This window comes from Mesorhizobium sp. M7A.F.Ce.TU.012.03.2.1 (assembly GCF_004006095.1).
GTDB lineage: Bacteria > Pseudomonadota > Alphaproteobacteria > Rhizobiales > Rhizobiaceae > Mesorhizobium.
This window is the reverse complement of sequence record NZ_CP034779.1, coordinates 1499791-1520984: the sequence shown is the minus strand read 5'-3', so window position 1 is coordinate 1520984 and position 21194 is coordinate 1499791. Positions and strand designations below refer to the sequence as shown.

Annotated in this window: 19 protein-coding genes; 7 read left to right on the top strand and 12 right to left on the bottom strand. The window is 64.3% G+C overall.

The annotated features are described in order from the left end of the window. Positions 1 to 185: 185 nt before the first annotated feature. The 4 genes from EJ079_RS07420 to EJ079_RS07405 form a co-directional block, all read right to left on the bottom strand. Positions 186 to 1277 (bottom strand): Gfo/Idh/MocA family oxidoreductase, encoded by a 1092-nt coding sequence (locus EJ079_RS07420; protein ID WP_127808619.1) that lies wholly within the window; start codon positions 1275 to 1277, stop codon positions 186 to 188. 262 nt (positions 1278 to 1539) lie between these two features. Then, positions 1540 to 2703 (bottom strand): ABC transporter substrate-binding protein, encoded by a 1164-nt coding sequence (locus tag EJ079_RS07415; protein ID WP_127808617.1) that lies wholly within the window; start codon positions 2701 to 2703, stop codon positions 1540 to 1542. Between the two features lie 68 nt (positions 2704 to 2771). Further along, entirely contained in the window at positions 2772 to 3632 is an 861-nt protein-coding gene (locus EJ079_RS07410; RefSeq protein WP_127808615.1) for an ABC transporter permease, read from the bottom strand. Beyond that, positions 3629 to 4456, bottom strand: coding sequence for an ABC transporter ATP-binding protein (locus tag EJ079_RS07405; protein WP_127808613.1), 828 nt, complete (start codon positions 4454 to 4456; stop codon positions 3629 to 3631). The genes EJ079_RS07410 and EJ079_RS07405 overlap by 4 nt, the downstream gene beginning before the upstream one ends. A 335-nt stretch (positions 4457 to 4791) precedes the next feature. Between EJ079_RS07405 and EJ079_RS07400 the strand changes: the two genes are divergently transcribed. Both EJ079_RS07400 and EJ079_RS07395 read left to right on the top strand, forming a co-directional pair. After that, positions 4792 to 5736 (top strand): MurR/RpiR family transcriptional regulator, encoded by a 945-nt coding sequence (locus EJ079_RS07400; RefSeq protein WP_127808611.1) that lies wholly within the window; start codon positions 4792 to 4794, stop codon positions 5734 to 5736. A 172-nt stretch (positions 5737 to 5908) separates the two neighbouring features. Continuing rightward, the gene (locus EJ079_RS07395; RefSeq protein WP_245481822.1) at positions 5909 to 7759 is read left to right on the top strand and encodes an NAD(P)/FAD-dependent oxidoreductase; all 1851 of its coding nucleotides are present in this window, start codon (positions 5909 to 5911) and stop codon (positions 7757 to 7759) included. Positions 7760 to 7852: 93 nt separating this feature from the next. On the opposite strand, the gene EJ079_RS07390 is transcribed toward EJ079_RS07395, so the two are convergent. Both EJ079_RS07390 and EJ079_RS07385 read right to left on the bottom strand, forming a co-directional pair. Next, on the bottom strand, positions 7853 to 9085 hold the full coding sequence (locus EJ079_RS07390; protein WP_127808609.1) for an amidohydrolase/deacetylase family metallohydrolase: 1233 nt from the start codon (positions 9083 to 9085) through the stop codon (positions 7853 to 7855). A 28-nt stretch (positions 9086 to 9113) separates the two neighbouring features. After that, complete coding sequence (locus tag EJ079_RS07385; RefSeq protein ID WP_027037525.1) at positions 9114 to 9479, bottom strand: RidA family protein; 366 nt, start codon at positions 9477 to 9479, stop codon at positions 9114 to 9116. A gap of 221 nt (positions 9480 to 9700) precedes the next feature. Here EJ079_RS07385 and EJ079_RS07380 point away from each other — a divergent pair, with 221 nt between their 5' ends. Next, positions 9701 to 10186, top strand: coding sequence for a hypothetical protein (locus EJ079_RS07380; protein ID WP_127808607.1), 486 nt, complete (start codon positions 9701 to 9703; stop codon positions 10184 to 10186). A gap of 9 nt (positions 10187 to 10195) precedes the next feature. On the opposite strand, the gene EJ079_RS07375 is transcribed toward EJ079_RS07380, so the two are convergent. Continuing rightward, a complete protein-coding gene (locus tag EJ079_RS07375; RefSeq protein ID WP_127399182.1) occupies positions 10196 to 10453 on the bottom strand; it encodes a hypothetical protein in 258 nt (85 codons plus the stop codon). Here EJ079_RS07375 and EJ079_RS07370 point away from each other — a divergent pair. From EJ079_RS07370 to EJ079_RS07360, 3 genes are all read left to right on the top strand, one after another. Next, positions 10452 to 11249 (top strand): hypothetical protein, encoded by a 798-nt coding sequence (locus EJ079_RS07370; protein ID WP_127808605.1) that lies wholly within the window; start codon positions 10452 to 10454, stop codon positions 11247 to 11249. The two genes, EJ079_RS07375 and EJ079_RS07370, sit on opposite strands and share 2 nt — an antisense overlap. 160 nt (positions 11250 to 11409) lie before the next feature. After that, positions 11410 to 12087 (top strand): winged helix-turn-helix domain-containing protein, encoded by a 678-nt coding sequence (locus EJ079_RS07365; RefSeq protein WP_127383177.1) that lies wholly within the window; start codon positions 11410 to 11412, stop codon positions 12085 to 12087. Next, entirely contained in the window at positions 12084 to 13454 is a 1371-nt protein-coding gene (locus EJ079_RS07360; protein WP_127808603.1) for an ATP-binding protein, read from the top strand. The genes EJ079_RS07365 and EJ079_RS07360 overlap by 4 nt, the downstream gene beginning before the upstream one ends. A 164-nt stretch (positions 13455 to 13618) precedes the next feature. Here EJ079_RS07360 and EJ079_RS07355 read toward each other — a convergent pair whose 3' ends face one another. Next, positions 13619 to 14047 (bottom strand): Lrp/AsnC family transcriptional regulator, encoded by a 429-nt coding sequence (locus EJ079_RS07355; protein ID WP_127329250.1) that lies wholly within the window; start codon positions 14045 to 14047, stop codon positions 13619 to 13621. Between the two features lie 115 nt (positions 14048 to 14162). On the opposite strand from EJ079_RS07355, the gene EJ079_RS07350 reads away from it, so the two are divergent. After that, positions 14163 to 15266, top strand: a complete 1104-nt coding sequence (locus EJ079_RS07350; RefSeq protein WP_127397738.1) for a saccharopine dehydrogenase family protein — start codon at positions 14163 to 14165, stop codon at positions 15264 to 15266. A gap of 233 nt (positions 15267 to 15499) precedes the next feature. On the opposite strand, the gene lpdA is transcribed toward EJ079_RS07350, so the two are convergent. The 4 genes from lpdA to EJ079_RS07325 form a co-directional block, all read right to left on the bottom strand. Beyond that, complete coding sequence (gene lpdA, locus EJ079_RS07340; RefSeq protein WP_127808601.1) at positions 15500 to 16897, bottom strand: dihydrolipoyl dehydrogenase; 1398 nt, start codon at positions 16895 to 16897, stop codon at positions 15500 to 15502. A 331-nt stretch (positions 16898 to 17228) separates the two neighbouring features. Continuing rightward, a complete protein-coding gene (locus EJ079_RS07335) occupies positions 17229 to 18629 on the bottom strand; it encodes a dihydrolipoamide acetyltransferase family protein (RefSeq protein ID WP_127808599.1) in 1401 nt (466 codons plus the stop codon). Between the two features lies 1 nt (position 18630). Then, on the bottom strand, positions 18631 to 19644 hold the full coding sequence (locus EJ079_RS07330) for an alpha-ketoacid dehydrogenase subunit beta (RefSeq protein ID WP_127808597.1): 1014 nt from the start codon (positions 19642 to 19644) through the stop codon (positions 18631 to 18633). 3 nt (positions 19645 to 19647) lie between these two features. After that, the gene (locus EJ079_RS07325) at positions 19648 to 20880 is read right to left on the bottom strand and encodes a 3-methyl-2-oxobutanoate dehydrogenase (2-methylpropanoyl-transferring) subunit alpha (RefSeq protein ID WP_127808595.1); all 1233 of its coding nucleotides are present in this window, start codon (positions 20878 to 20880) and stop codon (positions 19648 to 19650) included. Positions 20881 to 21194 lie beyond the last annotated feature (314 nt).

Below are 21194 nucleotides of genomic sequence, written 5' to 3'. Positions count from 1 at the left end.
TCTCTCGCCAAACCATCGCCGGTCCTCCCGGCGGACAAGAAAACTGTCACCCATCTAATCAGTCCATTCTGTTACCTATCTATCCGGTTCGGACACCGACTCCCTCTCCCCGTTCTTCACGGGGAGAGGGTAAGGGTGAGGGGCAGCGCCGGCCTGAAACGATTGCCGCCAGCAGCCGGATTGCGTCAGGCCAGGTCGATGGTCCGTCCCAGTGCGATGCTCTGTTCGGCGGCCAGCACGATGCGCAGGCTGTTGACCGCCGCATCCATCTGCTCGGTCAAATCGAGATCCTCGCGGATGGCGCGCATGAAGAAGGCCTGCTCGCGGTCGCAGAGCTCCTGGTGACCGGGCTCGTCCTCCATGCTGACGATCTCGTCGGGCTTCGAGAAATTCTTGTTGCCGTCGACCGCGGCATAGTGGATCTTCAGGGCATCGGTCTTGGTGTGGCGGTCGATGTCGGCGGAGCTCGAAACCTCTGCAAGTTCGGCAGCATTGCTTGCCTGCTGGCCGGCGACGATCGACACCGCGCCCTTGGGGCCGACCACGTCCTTCACGAAATAGGCCGTTTCGCTCATCATCGGGCCCCAGCCCGCCTCGTACCAGCCGACCGAGCCGTCATCGAAGGTGACGTGCAGGTGGCCGTAATTCTGCTTGTCGGCCTCCGCCCAGAGCTTGGCGCCGATGCCATGCACGCGCACCGGCTTGGCGCCGGTTAGCTGGCACATGACGTCGACATAGTGGACGCCGCAATCGACGATCGGGATCAGCGAATCGATCAGGTTCTTGTGCCAGTGCCAGGCGCTGCCGCTGCTCTGCTGGTTGAGGTTGAGCCGCATCACCAGCGGCTTGCCGAGCGTCTTCCCGACCTCGATGAACTTGATCCATGACGGGTGGACGCGCAAGATATAGCCGAGCACCAGCTTGCGGTTCTTCGCCCGCGCCGCCGCGACAACCTTCTCGGCATCCTCATTGTTGGTGGCGAGCGGCTTTTCCATGAACACATGGCAGTTGGCGGCGATTGCCTTCAGCGCATATTCGGCGTGGGTGTTCGGCCAGCTGTTGATCGACACCGCGTCCGGTTTTGTTTCCTTCAGCGCCTGGTCGAAATCCTCGTAGAGTGGGTAGCCGGCTAACTCTCCCGGAATCTTCGTGTTGCTCTTGATCGAGCGGCTCATAATGCCGACGATCTCAAAACCGTCGAGCCGGTGATACGCGCTGGCATGCGACGCACCCATATTGCCGAGACCCACCACCAGCACTTTTACCTTGTCGGACACCGCTGCCTCCCAAATTCTTGATTAAATCACGGGCGGCGCTGTTGCCGTCGCCCGCATGTTTATCCAGGACAATCACCTTAGGTTGGCGCCGCCCCTCATTGCCCTGCCGGGCATTTCTCCCCGTATAGTGACGGGGAGAAAGGGCTGGCCGCAATGTTGGCGATTGGCGAAATCATCAACGACAGCGTCCCCTCGCCCCGTTTACGGGGAGAGGATGCAGGCAGGCAGGTGAGGGGCGGCGCTGACCTGGACATTGTCAGCCCTACTTCACCGCTGAATCGAACAGATGCGCCTTGATCTTCTCGACATCGAGCGCGGCAAAGCCTTCCGACAGCTTGTACCCGTCGGCATCGGCCTTGACCTTGGCCTTGTCGAAATCATTGGCCGGGCCGATCAAATCATTGGTGCAGACATCCTCGGCCTTCACCGGAGCGGTGATCTGGCCGATCTTGTGGATCTCGTCGAAGAAGCCCTGCCAGCTCGCCATGTCGTGCGAGCCCCAGCCGCCGCGTTTGTCCATGTCGCCGCGGAAGACGTTGATCTGCTGCAGGATCGAGGTGGTGCCAAGCTCCGGCCCGAGATTCTTGGCCAGCGTCGGGAACTGCTCGAACACCGCTTCGACCGCCGCGCGGGGATTCTGGTAGCCGAATTCGAGGCCCATCGCCCAGCCGCGCAGGTACTTTTCCAGCAACGCCTTCTTGTCGGCGTCCTCCAGATCGGCGGCGCGCACGACGAAAGTATTGGCCGGCAGCTTTGAGTTCTGCACGCCGAGCCAGTATTCGAAGTCGAGCCCCTTGGCGATCCATTCGGCGCGCAGGCCTTCCCACGACAGGGCAGCGTCGCCCTGGCCGCCGGCAAGAGCCGTGCCCCATGTCGGCCAGCCGGCTTCGACATATTTGACCTTCTTGATGTCGACGCCCTGCGCCGCCAGCAGCGGGTCGGTGATCGACTGCCAGGCGGCGGAGCCGAGCAGTATGGTCTTGCCTTCCAGCTTCTTCAGATCGTTCGATCCCTCGCCCTTGCGGAAGGCGATGCTGAACGTGTCGCGGGCGCCCATATGGAACACCGACTTCAGCTTCATGCCGTTCTGGATGGCGAAAGAGAACACGCCGGGCGACGGGAAGCCCATATCGGCCTGGCCGACATCGACGAACTTCACCGTCGCGGTGCCGTCCGACGGCCCCGGCTGCATGTCGGTGTCCAGCCCATCGAAATAGCCGGCCTTCTTGGCTGCCCAGTAGGGATAGTCGTCGAGCACTTCGAGCGTGCCGCGCGGCGAGATCCAGGTGAATTTTCCGTAGGGTTCGGCCCTGGCCCTGAGGCCGGTGGCGCCAAGCGCCGTCGCGGTCACCAGCCCGGCGCCGGTCACCTGCAGGAAAGTGCGGCGGCTGATCCCCGCCGGGTTGGTCGAGAAATTATTGGTCATGGCATTCCCCTTTTTTGTTTGTCAGTCTCTTGCCGCCCGCCTCCCGGGCGCCGTCTGTACTTTTGTGTTCAAGCCTCCCAGCTCGCCCATTTCTTGCCGATCAGGAAGAACAGCACGTAGATCAGGATGCCGAGCGTCGACAGGATCAGCACCACGGCGAAGAACTGCGGCATCTGGATCATCGACGAATAGGTGGTCAGCCGGTTGCCGAGGCCGAAGCCGCCGCCGACCATTTCGGCGCCGACCGCGGTCAGCAGGCCGAAGATGGCGCCGATCATCAGCCCGACCAGGATCATCGGCAGCGCCATCGGCGCACGGATCTTCCAGAAGATCTGCAGGGTGCTGGCGCCATAGGAGCGTGCCAGCGCGATCTTGGCGCTGTCGACGCGGCGAAAGCCCGTCGCCGCATTGATCATCACCATCGGCCCGGCGGCCAGCGCCACCGCGATGATGCGGGGCGTGTAGCCGAAGCCGAAGCGCAGGATCAGAAGCGGCACCAGTGCCAGCATCGGCGTGGTGACCAGAAGCAGGATGTAGGGCGCGACGATCTTCTCGGCGAACGGAAACTGGGTGATGACGGCGGCCAGCACCAGGCCGACGATCGCGCCGATGGTGAAGCCGGACACCAGCTCGACCAGCGTGTAGCCGAGATGCGGCGCGATCAGCGGGAACTCGTCGAACAGCGCATAGGCGATCGAGCTCGGCGGCGGCATGATGTAGAGCGGCACGTGGAACAGCCGCAGCGCCAGTTCGATGCCGCCGATGATGATCACCGCCACGGCAAGAATGGCTGCCACCTCCTTGCCCGACTTGATGCCGGGGCCGCTGGCGAAGGCTGACAGATTGGTCAGGCTGACCTCCTGGCCGTCGCCCGACTTGGCACCCGACTTGGACTTCGAGAATTCCGGAATGGCGTCGCCTCCGCTCACGGCCTGATCCTCACGATCTCTGCGCTCGGGCGCTCCGGCGTTTTTGGCCGCGTGCGTTCGCCGACAATGTCCATCTTGATCAGGTTGGTGAGGTCGAAGACCTCCTTCGTCGCCATGATCTCCAGCGAGCGCGGCCGCGCAAACGGCACGCGATATTCCTTGGCGACACGACCCGGCCGGGCGCTCAGCACCACCACCCGGTCGGAGAGGAAGATCGCCTCCTCGATCGAGTGGGTGATGAAGACGATGGTGGTCTTGGTGTCGAGCCAGATCTCCTCGACCAGCCGGTTCATCTCCTCGCGGGTGAAGCTGTCGAGCGCGCCGAACGGCTCATCCATCAAAAGCACCGAGGGTTTGAGCGCCAGCGCCCGCACGATCGCCGCGCGCTGTTGCATGCCGCCAGACAGCTCGCGCGGAAACTTGCCGCCGAAGCCGTCGAGCCCGACGCGGTTGAGCAGATGCGCGATCCACGCCCGGTCCGGCTTTTCGCCCTTGATCTCGAAGGGGAAACGGATGTTGGCGTCGAGATTGCGCCACGGCAAAAGGTTCGCTTCCTGGAAGACGATGCCGATATCGGGATGCGGGCCGGTGATGGTCTTGCCGTCGAGCCGGATCTCGCCGCTGGTCAGGCTGTGCAGGCCCGACATCGACCACAAAAGGGTCGTCTTGCCGCAACCGGAAGGACCGACGATCGAGACGATTTCATTGGCGCTGACATCGAGGCTGCAGCGGTCCAGCGCCAGCAGGTCGCCGGAGGCCGTGTGGTAGATCTTGGTCGCTGCCTGCACGCCAAGCTTCGGGTTTTTTGCATCGCCCGTATTCATCTGCCCCCCGGGAAGACTGCGCGATGATCCATTGGCTCATCTCCAGCGAAAATCAGTCTGTAACTATCCTACTTTCCTGTCAAGCACGAGCGCTGGTACCCGTATCACAAAAATGGATGGTAATAGCTATCCGATTGTTTTTATGATATTTTCATGGCCTTGAAATACGTGTTGCTTTCCTACATACTTCCGAATTCACGCGGACCGAAGGAAGCAGAGAAGGTGCGGTTTCCCCAACGACACGCTACGGTTGCTATGCGGACCGGCACGTGGAGCCATGGCGTGCAAACATGCTAAGACGTCAGCCTCGCAACCCAGGGAAAGACCAGGACCCCATGACCGAAGCTGGCAGCCAGGACGAGCCTGATCCAGGCCATGATGTGGAGGGGCGCGATCATGTCCGGCGCATCCCCGACATCATCTCGCTGGTCAAGGATTCCTACAGCGAGTTGCGCCCAGCCGAACGGCGTGTCGCCGATGTCGTGCTCGACGATGTCAAATATGCCGTCGACGCCTCCAATGCCGCCCTTGCCCAGCGTGCCGGGGTCAGCGAACCGACGGTGACCCGGTTCTGCCGCGCCATCGGCTGCGAGGGCGTGCGCGACTTCAAGCTGAAGCTGGCGCAGAGCCTCGTCGTCGGTGCGCTCTATCTCGCCAAGTCACCTTCCGTCAGCAATGACAATGGCATGCCGTTCTGGAACGCCGTTTTCGGCGAGGCGCGCCGGGCGCTGCAGGAAGCCGAGCGGCAGCTCGACCCGGCGCAGTTGCAGAAGGCGGCCGAGCTGATCGCCAAGGCGCGCCAGGTCACGGTCTTCGGCCTCGGCGGCAGCTCCTCGGCGCTGGCGCAGGAAACCCAGTACCGGCTGTTCCGCTACGGCATCACCGTCAGCGCCCAGTGCGACCCCTATCTGATGCGCATGACTGCCTCGACGCTCAAGCCCGGCGATCTGGTGATCGCCATTTCGGCGACGGGACGCACCCGCGAGGTGATCGAGGCCGTCGAACTAGCCAAGCACTATCGCGCCAATGCGATCGCCGTGACCGCGCCCGACACCGAACTCGCCCGCGCCTGCGACGTCAGGCTGACGGTGGCGGTGCCCGAATATCCCGACACACTGAAGCCGACGGCGTCGCGCTTCGCCTTCCTGGCGGCGATCGACCTTTTGGCGGTGGCCTCCGCCTACAAGCTCGACGGATCGGCCCGCGAGACGGTGCGCCGCATCAAATACAACGCCCAGATCCACCGCACCGGCAAGGAGATGGAGCCGCTCGGAGATTAGTTCTTTCCTTCTCCCCGTTCACGGGGAGGTGAGGAATGGTCCGCGTAGCGGACGAAAAGCCAACTGCTTGGCTTTTCGAACGACGAACGCCGGCAGGCGGATGAGGGGCGGCGCCGAGTTCAACAATTGATGATCCCAACTTGGATTGGGCGCATGCACAAAGAGGAAAGAAATGCTCGAAATAGCACCGACGAAACAGGCAGCCGCATGGCTCGAATCCTTGGCGCAGGCGCTCGCAGCCGGCGACGTGGCCGCTGCGAGCAACCTGTTCGTCGACGATTGCTACTGGCGCGATCTCCTGACCTTCACCTGGAACATCACCACCATGGAAGGCCGCGAGGCGATCGCCGACATGCTGGGGTCGACGCTGGCGGCGGCCAGGCCCAAGGCATGGCAGCTGATCGGCGAGGCGATCTCGGACGATGGCACCATCGAGGCGTGGTTCAGCTTCGAAACCGCGGTGGCCAGGGGAGAGGGCATCATACGGCTGCGCGACGGCCACTGCCGCACGCTGTTCACGGCAATGACGGACCTGAAAGGGTTCGAGGAGCGCAAGGGAGCGAAGCGGCCGCTTGGCGTGCGCCACAAGGCCGATCCCAGGCGCGAGACCTGGTCGGAGGCGCGGGCGCGCGAGACGCGCGAGCTCGGCACTGATGAACAGCCCTACTGCCTGGTCATCGGCGGCGGCCAGGGCGGCATCATGCTGGGGGCGCGGCTGCGCCAGCTCGGCGTGCCCATCATCATCATCGAGAAGAATGCGCGGCCGGGCGATTCCTGGCGCAACCGCTACCGCACGCTCGTGCTGCACGACCCGGTCTGGTACGACCATCTGCCCTACATTCCCTTCCCCGAAAACTGGCCGGTGTTCACGCCCAAGGACAAGATGGGCGACTGGCTGGAAATGTACACGCGCGTCATGGAGCTCAATTACTGGGTCGCCACCAAATGTCTCAGCGCGTCCTATGATGAGGCCGAAAAAGTCTGGACCGTGGTCGTCGACCGCGTCGGCCGCCAGATCACGCTGAAGCCGAAGCACATCGTCTTCGCCACCGGCGCCTACGGTCCGCCACGGCGGATCGATCTGCCGGGCGCCGACCGGTTCAAGGGCGAGTTGCTGCACTCCAGCCAGTATGCCAGCGGCGACAAATTCCGCGGCAGACGAGTCGCGGTCATCGGCGCGGCAAGCTCCGGCCACGATGTCTGCGTCGACCTCTGGGAAAGCGGCGCCGAGGTCACAATGATCCAGCGTTCGCCGACGACGGTGGTCAAATCGGACACGCTGATGGAAGTCGGCTTCGAGATCTTCTCGGAAGACGCACTGGCACGCGGCATCACCACCGAGAAGGCCGACATGATCGTCGCCTCGACGCCGTTCGCACTGGTGCCCAAGGGCCAGCGGGCGCTCTACGAGGTGATCAAGGCGCGCGACGCGGCCTTTTACGACCGCCTGCGCGCCGCCGGCTTCGCCCTCGATTTCGGCGACGACGAGACCGGCCTTCTGATGAAGGCCTACCGCACCGGCTCCGGCTACTATATCGATGTCGGCGCTTCCGACCTGATCATCGACGGCAAGATCGGCATCCGCAGCGGCGTCGCCATCAAGTCGCTGACCCCGAGCGGCATCCTGTTCGAGGACGGCAGTGAACTCGCCACCGACGCCATCATCGCCTGCACCGGCTATCAGTCGATGAACGAGACGGTGGCTTCGATCGTCTCGCGCGAAGTCGCCGACAAGGTCGGCCCCTGCTGGGGGCTTGGCTCGGGCGTCAAGGGCGATCCCGGACCCTGGCAAGGCGAGTTGCGCAACATGTGGAAGCCGACCGCGCAGGAAGCGCTGTGGTTCCACGGCGGCAATCTGGCGCTGTCGCGCTTCTATTCGAAATATGTGGCGCTGCAGATCAAGGCGCGGATGGAAGGCATTGAGACGCCGGTTTACGGAAAGCCGAGCAATTCAGGCGCTGCTGATCTCCCCCCTCAAGGGGGAGATGTCGCCGAAGGCGACAGAGGGGGTCGCCGCGCGTAGAGCGCCAGCCTCCATCTGCCGCAAGGAGGTCGCATCCAGTCGAACCGACCCCCTCTGGCCTGCCGGCCATCTCCCCCTCAAGGGGGAAGATCGCTAATCGTGCCGATGCCCGAAATGCCTCGCCGCAACCTCGACATGCGTATGCGATGCCTGCGCCACGAAACGCTCGGTCTCGTTGTGATCAGCCGCCTCGTTCGGCCACCAGGTGCCGCCGATGGCGATGCCTTCCGACACCAGCCTCTGGTCGGCGACCAATGACGCGCCGACCGCGTCGACGAAGGTGAAGCGGCCCGGGCGCTGCCGGAGCACAGCGACATCGCCGACAGTGCCCACCGCCAGCGTGCCCAGATCAGGCCGCGCGATCGCCTGCGCCGGCGCTTGCGTCGCGGCGCGCAGGACCTCGACCAGCGGCATGCCGAGCGCCAGCAGCTTCGACATGCAGACCAGTATGTCGAAGGCGGGACCGTCGACACAGTAGAGATGCACGTCGCTCGAGATCACGTCCGGCGCCAGTCCTTCCTCGAGCATGGCGCGGGCAACGGCGAAATCGAACGAGCCCATGCCGTGGCCGATGTCGAAGATGACGCCGCGCTCGCGCGCCAGCCGCATGTCCGGCCGCACCGCGCCGGAAGCAAATACCGGCGCATTGGGAAACGGCCGGAAGCAGTGGGTGAGAATGTCGCCCCTGCGCAGCCGCGGCAGCACCTCCGAGCGGCCGGGCGGCGGCTCGTCTATATGCGCCATCAGCGGCAGGCCGGCCTGGTCGGCGGCCTCCAGCGCCAGATCCACCGGGGCGATGCCGCTGGTGCCGCCGGCATGCTTGCCGGAGCGAACTTTTACGCCGACCACGACATCGCGGTGTTCACGCACCGCCGCGACCACCTCGCGCGGCTCGCACAGCCTGAGGTCGCTGCACTCGCCGACCGACACTGTCTGCGAGAAGCCGAAAATGCCGGCAAAGGAAATGTTGACATAGGCCAGGATGCGGACCTTCGACCGCTCCATGACATGGCGGCGGAAGCCGAGGAAATTGCCGGCGCCGGCACTGCCCGCATCGATGAAGGTGGTGGTGCCGCTCTTGGCGGCCAGCCGGTCGGCATCGACGCCAAGCGACGTGCCGCCCCAATAGACGTGGCTGTGCAGGTCGACCAGGCCCGGCGTGACGATGCAGCCGCCGGCATCGACGATCTGCGCTGCGCTGTCCGCCGGGATATCGGCATCGACTGCGGCAACGCGGCCATTGGCGATGGCGACATCGCGCGGCGCGTCGAGGCCAGCGGCCGGATCGATCAGCCGTCCGCCCTTCAGCAGGAGGTCGAATTGCATTGCGGTCACCTCCGCTTCGTTGCTTTGCCTACAGAGGCCGGTAAGCGACCGCCTCGACTTCGATCTTGATGTCGATCATCAGCCGCGATTCGACCGTGGTGCGGGCCGGCGGGTCTTTGGGGAAATGCCGGGCATAGACCGCGTTGAAGGCGCCGAAATCGCGCGCATCTTCCAGCCAAACCGTGGTCTTCACCACATCGTCCATGGTGCAGCCGGCCAGCGCCAGCGCGGCCTTGATGTTGGCGAGCACCTGCTCGGTCTGTTCCGATATGCCGCCCTTTACCACGATGCCGTCGCTGCCGACGGGAACCTGGCCCGAGACATAGACGAGATCGCCGGCCCGCACGGCTGGCGACAACGGCACATGCGATGTTCCAAAACACTGTTTCGGCAAGGGACAAGCCTCCTCTGATGACAGGACGGGGTGCCATGGCGGCGCCCGCTTCGATCGACATTTACGCCGATCGGGGCGATCCTCATAGGGGCCTTGTTGGAAAGCAACATTCTTCGAAATCCGTGTTGCTTTATTACAGGAGCGCTTGCATCGTGCGCGCTGGCGGGCTGCCTTGTAGCCGCACCGCACAGACGCATTAGCCAGAGCGGAGACACCCAGCAATGACCTACGACAAGAACCCGTTTCCATCAGGCGATGCCGATCGCCACGCGCTCTGGGAAATGCTGGTGCGGCGCGACATCGACGCTTTCATCGGCCAGGACTGGGCCATGGTCGAGGATGATTTCGTCGCCGAGAGCTTCTTCGGCATGCACGCGCATTTCCTCAGCAATGCCGATGCCTGGCGGCTGCAGTTTCCAAGGCTGGACATCTACCGCGACGAATGGCTGCGCCAGGCCAGGGAGACGGCGGCGACCAAATTCTCCGAGCCGCTGCGCGAGGCGCTGTTTCGCGTCACCAACATGCGCGACATCGATGTCGACGGCGACCGCGCCGTGCTGCACAAGAAATTCGACGGCTCGGTTGCCAAGGCGGACGGCAGCGTCGACCGCTTGAAATGGCAGACGCTGTATTTCTGCAGCAAGGTCGGCGGCAGCTGGAAGATATCAGGCTTCGTCGGCTACATGCCGCATCCGCTCGGTAGCTAGAACCACCGATCACCAGAGCGCAGGATGGGTCGGGCCGAACGTGCGGCCCGGCACCGCGGCCGCCATCAGCGAGCCGTTGAACAGCGATGGCGGATGCAAGGCGCCGCATTCCATCAAACGCATCGCCAGACATTGGCAATGCCTTTTGCGCCCATTCTTACGAATTTGTATGCCGCCGGACAGGCCGGTGTGAACTCGTTTGTTTACGATGCGCGGGGCGGATCGCCATCGCCCCGCCGCAACCGTCGACTTCTGGACTTCAGCCATGCTCGCGCCCAACAGGCAACAACCCGCCGCACCGAGCCACAACAGGGTTCCCGACGTCACCCTCGACTTCTGGCTGGTCAAGCTGATGGCGGTCACCACGGGCGAGACCGCGGCGGATTATCTTGCCGACACAATCGGGCTCGGGCTGACCGCCACCTCGCTGATCATGACCGGCATCCTGATCGCGGCCCTTGTCCTGCAGTTTACGCGGAAATGCTATGTGCCGTGGGCTTATTGGCCGGCGGTGGTGCTGATCAGCATCGTCGGCACGCTGGTGACGGACAGCCTCGTCGACAGTTTCGGCGTGCGCCTGCAGACGGCAACCATCGCCTTCTCGGTCGCGCTCGCCGCGACATTCGCGGTCTGGTACGCCAGCGAAAGGACGCTGTCGATCCACACCATCTTCACCACCAGGCGCGAGATCTTCTACTGGCTGGCGATCCTCTTGACCTTCGCGCTCGGCACCGCCGCCGGCGACCTCGTCGCCGAAAGCTTCGACATGGGCTACCTCACATCGGGGCTGCTGTTCGGCGGCGTCATCGCGCTGATAGCGCTCGCCTACTGGCTGCTCAGTCTCGACGGCATCCTGGCCTTCTGGCTCGCCTATATCCTGACGCGACCGCTTGGCGCTTCGTTCGGCGACCTGCTGTCGCGGTCGGCCAGGCACGGCGGCCTGGGTCTCGGCACCATCTTCACCAGCCTGCTCTTCCTTGGCTGTATCATTGCCCTCGTCCTGCACATGACCCTGAAGGGGGCAACCGACGAGGCGGACGAACTGTTGCTGGACCTGGACTAGGTGCAGGGCGGATGCGCTAGCGTTGATAATTGCCGAAAACCCCACCGCTTCGGCCAATCTTGAACGTTCTAGCGCCACCATACCTGCGCCTTCGTGACATCCTAGGAACAAGCCCGTGCCGGTGATAGCCTCTCCATCTCGGCAACGGACCGGACCTTTCATGCGACTGCTTCTCGTCGAGGACGACCACAGGACGGCCGACTATATCGTCAGGGGACTGACCGAGGCCGGCCATGTCTGCGATTTGCTTCGCAACGGACATGACGCGCTGTTCGCGGCGACCCGGGGCAATTACGACGTGATCGTCGCCGACCGGATGATCCCCGGCCTCGACGGGCTGTCGATGATCAAGGCGGTGCGCGCCGCGGGCGTACGAACGCCCGCGATCTTTCTCACCTCCGTCGGCGGCATCGACGATCGCGTCGAGGGGCTGGAGGCCGGCGGCGACGACTATCTGGTCAAGCCCTTCGCCTTTTCCGAACTTCTCGCCCGCATCAACGCGCTTGGCCGGCGGCCGGCGGCGCAGGAGCAGAAAACCGTCCTGCGGGTCGCCGACCTCGAAATGGACCTGATCATGCGGCGGGTCACGAGGCGGGGCCAGCCGATCGACCTGCAGCCCAGGGAATTCAGCCTGCTGGAAGTGCTGATGCGCGGCGAAGGCCGCGTCATCACCCGGACCATGCTTCTGGAGCGCGTCTGGGATTTTCATTTCGATCCCAGGACCAGCGTCGTCGAGACCCATATCAGCCGGCTGCGGGCCAAGGTAGACAAGCCCTTCGAAACCCAGCTCATCCACACCGTCCGCAACACCGGCTACAGCCTGCACGCGCCGTCATGACCGGAACATGGTCCCGCCTGCTGCGCAGCACGCCGTTCCGGCTGGCCCTGACCTTCGCCTTCCTGTTCGTGCTGGCGTTCGTCCTGTCTGGCGCCATCGTCTACCAGATGATGAGCGCCGATCTTGCCGAGCGGCTCGACGACACCATCAAGGAGACTTACGCGGTAGTCGCCGCGACCTATGCCGAGAACGATCTCAAGGAGCTGGTTGAGACCGTCGGCAGCCACTCCCTGCGCAGCCCTAGGAAGGAGCAGCTGTTTTCGCTGACCGACGCGACGGGCAATCGCCTGGCCGGCAACTTCACCGCGGCAGGGCTTCCCGACGGCTTCTCGATGTTCGACACCGAAATGCCCGGCGTGCCGCCCGGCGCCGAGTACCGCGCCTATTCCGGCCCGGTCGGGGGCAACACCCTGACCGTCGCCTTCAGCCTTTCCGAGACGGAGGAGCTGGAGAGGATCGTGCTGATGAGCTTTGGCTGGGGAACCCTGATCATCATCGGGCTGGCGGTCGCCGGCGGCGCCCTGCTGGCCTCGCGGGTCCAGCGCCGTCTCGACGGCATCGCCGCCACCATGGTGGATGTCTCGCATGGACGGCTGGACACCCGCATTCCGCTGACCGGCAAGGGCGACGACATCGACATCGTCTCCAGCCAGGTCAATGCCGCGCTCGACCGCCTGTCGGCGCTGGTCGAAGGCATGAAACAGGTCAGCGCCAACATCGCCCACGACCTGAAGACGCCGCTCAACCGGCTGCAGATGATCCTCGACACCGCGTCCGAAAAGAACCTGTCAGGTCAAAAGGTCGCCCGCGAACTGGCCGAGGCGCATGCCGAAAGCCTGCAGATCAACGAGACCTTCGATGCCCTGCTGCGCATCGCGCAGATCGAAGCTGGCGCGCGCCGGGCGCGGTTCACCGATGTCGATCTGGGCGAGGTGCTGCAGACCATCGCCGAGATCTATGCCGATGTTGCCGAAGACGACGGAAAGTCGCTGTCGTTGGCGCAACCACAGGAAACGACGGACCGGATCCATGGCGATCGCGAGCTGTTGACGCAGATGTTCGCCAATCTGGTCGAGAACGCGCTGCGCCATTGTCCATCGGGCACGACGATAAAGCTGTCGGCGGCGCGCCAGGGCGAACGCGTCGTTGCCGGCGTCGCCGACAACGGTCCCGGCATTCCCGCCGACGAACATGAAAAAGTGTTCCAGCGGCTCTATCGGCTGGACCATAGCCGGTCGACATCGGGCAGCGGGCTGGGTCTCAGCCTTGTCCGGGCAATCGCCGATCTGCATGGCGCATCGATCACGCTGGGCGATGGGCAGCCCGGGCTTGCGGTGGCGGTGAGTTTTCCGCTGGCGATGGATTAGAGGCCGATCTCCCCCCTTGAGGGGGAGATGTCGCCGAAGGCGACAGAGGGGGTCGCCTCGCGTGAAGCGCCAGCCTCCATCTGTCGCAAGGAGGTCGCATCCGGTCGGACCGACCCCCTCTGGCCTGCCGGCCATCTCCCCCTCGAGGGGGGAGACCAGCAGCTTCACCGATCGATCCGCGTCGACAGGATGATCGACGACAGGGTCCGCTCGACCCCGTCCATGGCGCCGATCTGGTCGAGCAGCATGTCGAGGTCGCGGATCGATGGCGCGTCGACGATGACGATCATGTCGAAATTGCCGCTGACCGAATGCAGCGTCCGGACCGTCGTCAGGGCGCGCAGGCCGCGCACCACCTTGTCGGCGAGCTTGGGCGTCACGGTGAGCAGTACATGCGCCCGCACCAGCCCCTGCTCGTAGTCCGGCGCCAGCCGGACGCCATAGCCTGATATGATGCCGCGCTGCTCCAGCCGCTCGATGCGGCTCTGCACGGTCGTTCGAGACACGCCAAGCCGCCGCGCCAGCTCGGCGGTCGAGGCGCGCGCATTCTCGCGCAGCAGGGAAAGCAGAGCCTGTTCGGCGTCACTGAGCATTTCGACGATTCTTCTCGGCAGACTGTCCAATCAACGGTTTCGTTTCGAACAAAACCACGCTTCCATTCGACGGGCAAGCTGCGAATCTGAGCTCACAATCAGTGAGGGATCGGTCATGAAAAAAATTGTCGTTGTCGGCGCCGGAAAGATCGGCTCGACCATTGCCGAGATGCTCGCCGCCACTGGGGATTATCAGGTCACGCTCGTCGACCGCTCGGCAGCACAGCTCGCTGCTGCCGAACTGCCGGCCACGGTTGCGACGCTGGAGCTCGACATCGAAGCCGCCGGCGCGCTGGAAGCCGCGCTCGCCGGCAAATTCGCGGTGCTCAGCGCCGCTCCCTTCCATCTGACCACCCGCATCGCCGAAGCGGCGGCCAGTGCCGGCGTGCACTATCTCGACCTGACCGAGGACGTCGTCTCGACCCGCCGCGTCAAGGAACTGGCGCGTTCGGGCAGAAGCGCCTTCATTCCGCAATGCGGCCTGGCGCCGGGCTTCATCTCGATCGTCGCCAACGATCTCGCCAGCCGGTTCGATTCGCTGGAGAGCGTGCGCATGCGCGTCGGCGCACTGCCGCAATATCCCTCCAACGCGCTGAACTACAATCTGACCTGGAGCACCGACGGCGTCATCAACGAATATTGCGAGCCCTGCGAGGCGATCGTCGAAGGCGAGCTGGTCGAGGTGCCGCCACTGGAAGAGCGCGAGGAGTTCTCGCTCGACGGCGTCACCTACGAAGCGTTCAACACCTCCGGCGGCCTTGGCACGCTGGCCGAGACGCTGAAGGGCAGAGTGCGCACGCTGAACTACCGCACCATCCGCTATCCCGGCCACGCCGCGATCATGAAGGCGCTGCTCAACGATCTCGGCCTGCGCCACCGCCGTGACGTGCTGAAAGACATTTTCGAAAGCGCCCTGCCGGCGACGCTGCAGGACGTGGTCATCGTCTTCGTCACCGTCTCCGGCCGCAAGAACGGCCGCCTGCTGCAGGAGACCTACGCCAACAAGATCTACTCCAGGCGCATCGGCGACCAGGTGCGAAGCGCCATCCAGATCACCACCGCGTCGGGCATCTGCGCCGTGCTCGACATGCTGGCCGACGGCAGCCTGCCGGCGACGGGTTTCATCAAGCAGGAAGACATCGCGCTTGACGCGTTTCTGGCCAACCGTTTCGGGCGCGCCTATGCGCAGCACGAGATGGTGAGCCGGCTGGCGGGGTGATCAGCGTCTCTCTCTTGTGAGAGGCTGGCGGGACAGTGCCCCCCTCTGCCCTGCCGGGCATCTCCCCCTCTAGGGGGGAGATCGGCTGTCATCTTAGATTTCGCCAATTTTCAAAGTCTTGGAAGAGGCGGGTTGCCCGAAACTGCTGATCTCCCCCCTTGAGGGTGAGATGTCCGGCAGGACAGAGGGGGGCGAGTGTCCCGCCAGCATCACCGCCTTTGCACTATCACGAATCAAACATGCAGCGCGTGCCCCAGCGCCTTGAGCGCCGCTTCCTGGAATCCCTCGCCTTGCGTCGGATGGGCATGGATCGTGCCGGCAATGTCCTCCAGCCTCGCGCCCATCTCCAGCGCCAGTCCAAAAGCCGCCGCCAGTTCCGAGACGCCCTGCCCGACCGCCTGGATGCCGAGCATCAGATGGTTGTCCGCGCGCGCGACGACACGGACAAAACCGTCCTCGCCGAGCTTGGTCATCGCCCGGCCGTTGGCGGCGAACGGGAACGTGCCGATCTTGATCTCGCCGCCGAGCGCCTTGGCCTCTTCCGGCGACAAGCCTGCCGTCACCAGCTCGGGATCGGTGAAGCAGACGGCGGGAATCGAGCGCTTGTCCCAGCTGCGTTTGTGACCGGCGACGATCTCGGCGACCATCTCGCCCTGGGCCATCGCCCGGTGCGCCAGCATCGGCTCGCCGGTGACGTCGCCGATGGCGAAGATGCCGCGCATCGAGGTGCGGCACTGGTCGTCGATGCGGATGAATTTGCCTGCCCTGTCGAGGTCGATCTGCTCGAGCCCCCAGCCTTCGGTCACCGGCTTGCGGCCGACCGTGACCAGGATTTTTTCGGCGGCGACCTTGGCGCTCTTGCCATCCGCCGTCTCGACCAGCAACGCATCGCCTTTGGTCGATAGCCCCTTGGCCTTGGCACCCAGCATCACCTCGACGCCGAGTGCGTTGAGCCGCTTGACCACGGGCCGCGTGAGTTCGGCGTCATACTGCGCCAGCACGCGCGGCAAGGCCTCGACCACGGTCACTTTGGCGCCCATTTTGGCGAAGGCCATGCCGAGTTCCAGCCCGATATAGCCGCCACCGACGACAGCGAGTTTTTGTGGAACCGCGCCGAGTGCCAGTGCCTCGGTTGACGAAATCACCGGACCGCCAAAGGGCAGGAACGGCAGTTCGACCGGCGCCGAGCCGGTGGCGATGACGATCGCCTCGGCGCGGATGACTTGGCTTCCTGTCTCGGTTTCGACCTCCACAGTCTTGCCGTCGCGAAAGCTCGCCCAGCCATGCACGGTCTTGACTCCTGCCTTCTTGAGCAGGCCGGCGACGCCGCTGTTGAGCCGGCTCACGATGCCGTCCTTCCAGGCGATCGTCTTAGCCAGGTCGAGCGTCGGTGCGGTGAGCGAAATGCCAAGCGGGCTCTTGCCGCTCGCCATGTGTGAGACCCTCTCGAACTCTTCCGCCGCATGGATCAGCGCCTTGGACGGGATGCAGCCGACATTGAGGCAGGTGCCGCCTGGTTTGCCCGACTCGACGATCACCGTGTCGACGCCGAGCTGCCCGGCACGGATGGCGCAGACATAGCCCCCGGGACCGGCGCCGATGACGAGCAGCTTGCAGGAGATTTCTTTCATGTTGGCATCCTGGTTCACAATGGTGCTGGAAGGCAGATAATGTTGGGTCCTTCGCGCCGCCCTCGAAGCGCGTAATCTCCCCCCTCGAGGGGGAGATGTCGCCGAAGGCGACAGAGGGGGTCGCCGCGCGTAGAGCGCCGGCCTGCATCTGTCGCGCAAGGCGGTCGCGTCCAGTCGTACCAACCCCCTCTGGCCTGCCGGCCATCTCCCCCTCGAGGGGGGAGATTACGCCCTCCACTGCTTTCGCTGATTTTCAACATTGTAAGAAGAAAACCAGTCCTCCAAGGCAGAGGGGGGCGCTGTCCCGCCGGCATCTCGATTGTCCCGCCCCTCAATCCACAAAGATCAGCGCCGGCGTTTCCAGCAGCGTCTTTATCCGCTGGATGAACACCGCCGCGTCCCAGCCGTCGATCACCCGATGGTCGAAGCTCGACGACAGGTTCATCATCTTGCGCGGCATGAACTGGGTGCCGTCCCACACCGGCCGCACCATCATCTTGTTGACGCCGATGATCGCCACTTCGGGATGATTGATGACCGGTGTCGTCGCCACGCCACCCATGGCGCCGAGCGAAGTGATGGTGATGGTCGAGCCAGACAGCTCGTCGCGTGTCGCCGTGCCGGACTTGGCCGCCTCGGCCAGCCTGATGATTTCTGCGCCGCACTCCCAGATATCGCGCGCCTCGGCATGCTTGACCACAGGCACCACCAGCCCCGTCGGCGTCTGCGCGGCAATGCCGATATTGATGCCGCCATGCTGGTGGATGATGCCGGCCTCGTCGTCGAACAGCGAATTGAGATTGGGCTGGTCCGCTATCGCCTTGACCATGGCCCGCATCAGGAACGGCAGCAGCGTCAGCTTCGGCCGCTCCACGCCACCCTTACCTGGGCGCTTCTCCTTGTTGAGCGCGGCGCGCAATTCCTCCAGCGCGGTGACGTCGATCTCCTCGACATAGGTGATGTGCGGGATGCGCGATTTCGACAGCGACATCTTCTCGGCGATCTTGCGCCGCAAGCCCACCACCTTGATATCCTGGATCGCATCGTTGCGGGCGAGGCCGGATGTCCTGGCAACCTGCGGCCCGCGCGCCAGGAACGCTTCGATGTCCTCATGGCCGATGCGGCCGGCAGGGCCGGATCCCGCAACCTGCCTGAGATCGATGCCGGCTTCCTTTGCCCGCAGACGCACGGCAGGCGAAGCCAGCGGTCTTTCGCCCTCGGGACGCCGTGCGCCGGCGGGCGTGGCAACTTGAGATGTCGGCGCCGTACCCCCACCCCTAGCCCCTCCCCACAAGGGGGAGGGGGATTCGGTCGCCGCCGCTTCCCCGCCTTCGATTCCTTTGGGATTTGCTGATGACGATGAAGTAGGTTTTGCTCCGCCCTTGGAAGCTGTGGCGCCTCCTCCTCCCCCTTGTGGGGAGGGGTTAGGGGTGGGGGTAGATGCCGCTGTGACCTCTGGCGATTTCGTGTCTGCGACAACATTCCCCTCGCCCGCCACCTTCAGCCGCACGATGGGCGAGCCGATCGCCACCGTGTCGCCGATCTCGGCGCCCAGCCACAGGATTTCGCCATCGACCGGCGATGGGATTTCGACCGTCGCCTTGTCGGTCATGACGGCGGCAAGCACAGTGTCCTCGCGCACCATGTCGCCGATCTTGACGTGCCATTCGACCAGCTCGGCCTCGGCGACACCTTCGCCGACATCGGGCAGCTTGATGATGTGTTCGCCCATCTCAGGCTCCCATGGTTTCAAGCAGGGCACGGCCGACCCGGGCGGGACCGGGGAAATAATCCCACTCCTGCGCATGCGGATAGGGCGTGTCCCAGCCGGCGACCCGCGCCACCGGCGCTTCGAGGTGATAAAAACAGTTTTCCTGCACCAGCGCCGACAGTTCGGCGCCGAAGCCGGACGTCAGCGTCGCCTCATGCACGATGACGCAGCGCCCGGTCTTTTTCACCGATGCGACGATCGTATCGAGATCAAGCGGCAGCAGCGTCCTGAGATCGATGATCTCGGCATCGATGCCGGTTTCCTCGGCCGCGGCCTGCGCGACATAGACCATGGTGCCGTAGGCGAGCACCGTGATGGCGGAACCCGGCCGGCGGATCGCCGCCTTGCCGAGCGGCACAGTGTAGTGGCCGTCGGCGACCTCGCCGAGCTCATGTTTCGACCACGGCGTCACCGGCCGGTCGTGATGGCCGTCGAACGGACCATTGTAGAGCCGCTTCGGCTCAAGGAAGATCACCGGATCGGGGTCTTCGATCGCCGCGATCAAGAGCCCCTTGGCGTCGTGTGGGTTGGACGGCACCACTGTCTTCAGCCCCGACACATGGGTGAACAGCGCTTCCGGGCTCTGGCTGTGCGTCTGGCCGCCGAAGATGCCGCCGCCGGTCGGCATGCGCACCACGATCGGGCAGGTGAAATCGCCGTTCGAGCGATAGCGCAGCCGCGCCGCTTCCTGGGTCAGCTGGTCGTAGGCCGGATACATGTAGTCGGCAAACTGAATCTCCACGCACGGCTTCAGCCCATAGGCGGCCATGCCGATGGCCGAGCCGACAATGCCGGATTCGTTGATCGGCGCGTCGAAGCAGCGGCTCTTGCCGTATTTGGCCTGCAGGCTCTGCGTGCAGCGGAAGACACCGCCGAAGAAGCCGACATCTTCGCCGAACACGACGACTTTGTCGTCGCGCCCCATCGACACGTCCATGGCATCGCGAATGGCCTCGATCATGGTCCGTCTCGGCATGGCTCAGACCCCCGCCTGCTGGCGTTGGCGTCTGAGATGCGGCGGCATCTCGGCGTAGAGGCCCTCGAACATGTCGCGCGTCGACGGCTTGCCGCCGGCATGCAGCGTGCCGTGGCTTTCGGCTTCCTTCTGCGCCGCGATAACCGTGTCGAGGATTTCCGCCTCGGCCTGCGCGTGCCGCTCGTCCGACCAGACGCCGAGCGCGATGAGATGGTTCTTCAGCCGCACGATCGGATCCCCGAGCGGCCAGGCGTCGGACTCGGTCTTTGGCCGGTAAGCGGACGGATCGTCCGAGCTCGAATGCGCGCCGGCACGGTAGGTGACATATTCGACTAGCGTCGGCCCGAGATTGCTGCGCGCCCGCTCCGCCGCCCATTTGGCCACCGCATGGACGGCGAGATAGTCGTTGCCGTCGACGCGCAGCGACGGGATGCCGAAGCCGAGCCCCCTTGCCGCGAATGTGCCCGAGCCGCCGCGCGCAATGCCCTGAAAGGTCGAGATCGCCCACTGGTTGTTGACCACATTGAGCACGACCGGTGCCTTGTAGGTCGAGGCGAACACCAGCGCCGAGTGGAAATCGGATTCGGCCGTCGAGCCGTCGCCGATCCAGGCGGCTGCGATGCGCGAATCGTTCGATATCGCCGAGGCCATCGCCCAGCCGACCGCCTGGATGTACTGCGTCGCCAGATTGCCGGAGATCGAGAAGAAGCCGTGCTCCTTCGACGAATACATGACCGGCAATTGCCGGCCCTTCAGCGGATCCGCCTCGTTGGAATAGATCTGGTTCATCATCGTGACCATCGGATAGCCGTCGGCGATGAGCAGCCCTGCCTGGCGATAGGTCGGGAAATTCATGTCGCCCGGCGCCAGTGCCTTGCGGAAGGCGCAAGCCACCGCCTCTTCGCCCAGATGCTGCATGTAGAACGAGGTCTTGCCCTGCCGCTGCGCCATCTGCATGCGCGCGTCGAAGGTCCGCAGCGTCATCATGTGGCGCAGGCCGGCCAGAAGTTCCTCATCGGAGAGCAGGCCGGCCCAGGGACCGACGGCCTCGCCAGTGCGGTTCAGCACGCGGATAATCGAGAAGGCATGATCGCGGACGGTGCGCGGATCGACATCGATTTCGGGGCGCGGCACCGAGCCGGCCTTGGGGATCGGCACATTGGAAAAATCAGGCGTCCCGCCCGGCCGCACTTCCGGTTCCGGAACGTGAAAACGCAACATCCCAGCATCGGCCATGACCTTTGTCCTCCAATGTTGCCTGGTGTCGATATTTACATATCTGCGCCGCCAGGCCAGTGCGAATTCGTCGGGCAGCCTGCGGACGTCGGTCCCGGCAGCGCCGGCCGATCCAGCCTCCCACGCACCAAGATGAAGATATGTCGGCGAAATTTCTTGTCGATGTTGGGCGCCGGCGCGCAATTAGACGCAAGATTGAGCCGGGTTTGCTGGCAGATAGGGTGATTGGGGAAGCGCGAAGCGTAATCTCCCCCCTTGAGGGGGAGATGTCGCCGAAGGCGACAGAGGGGGTCGCCGCGCATGGAGCGCCAACT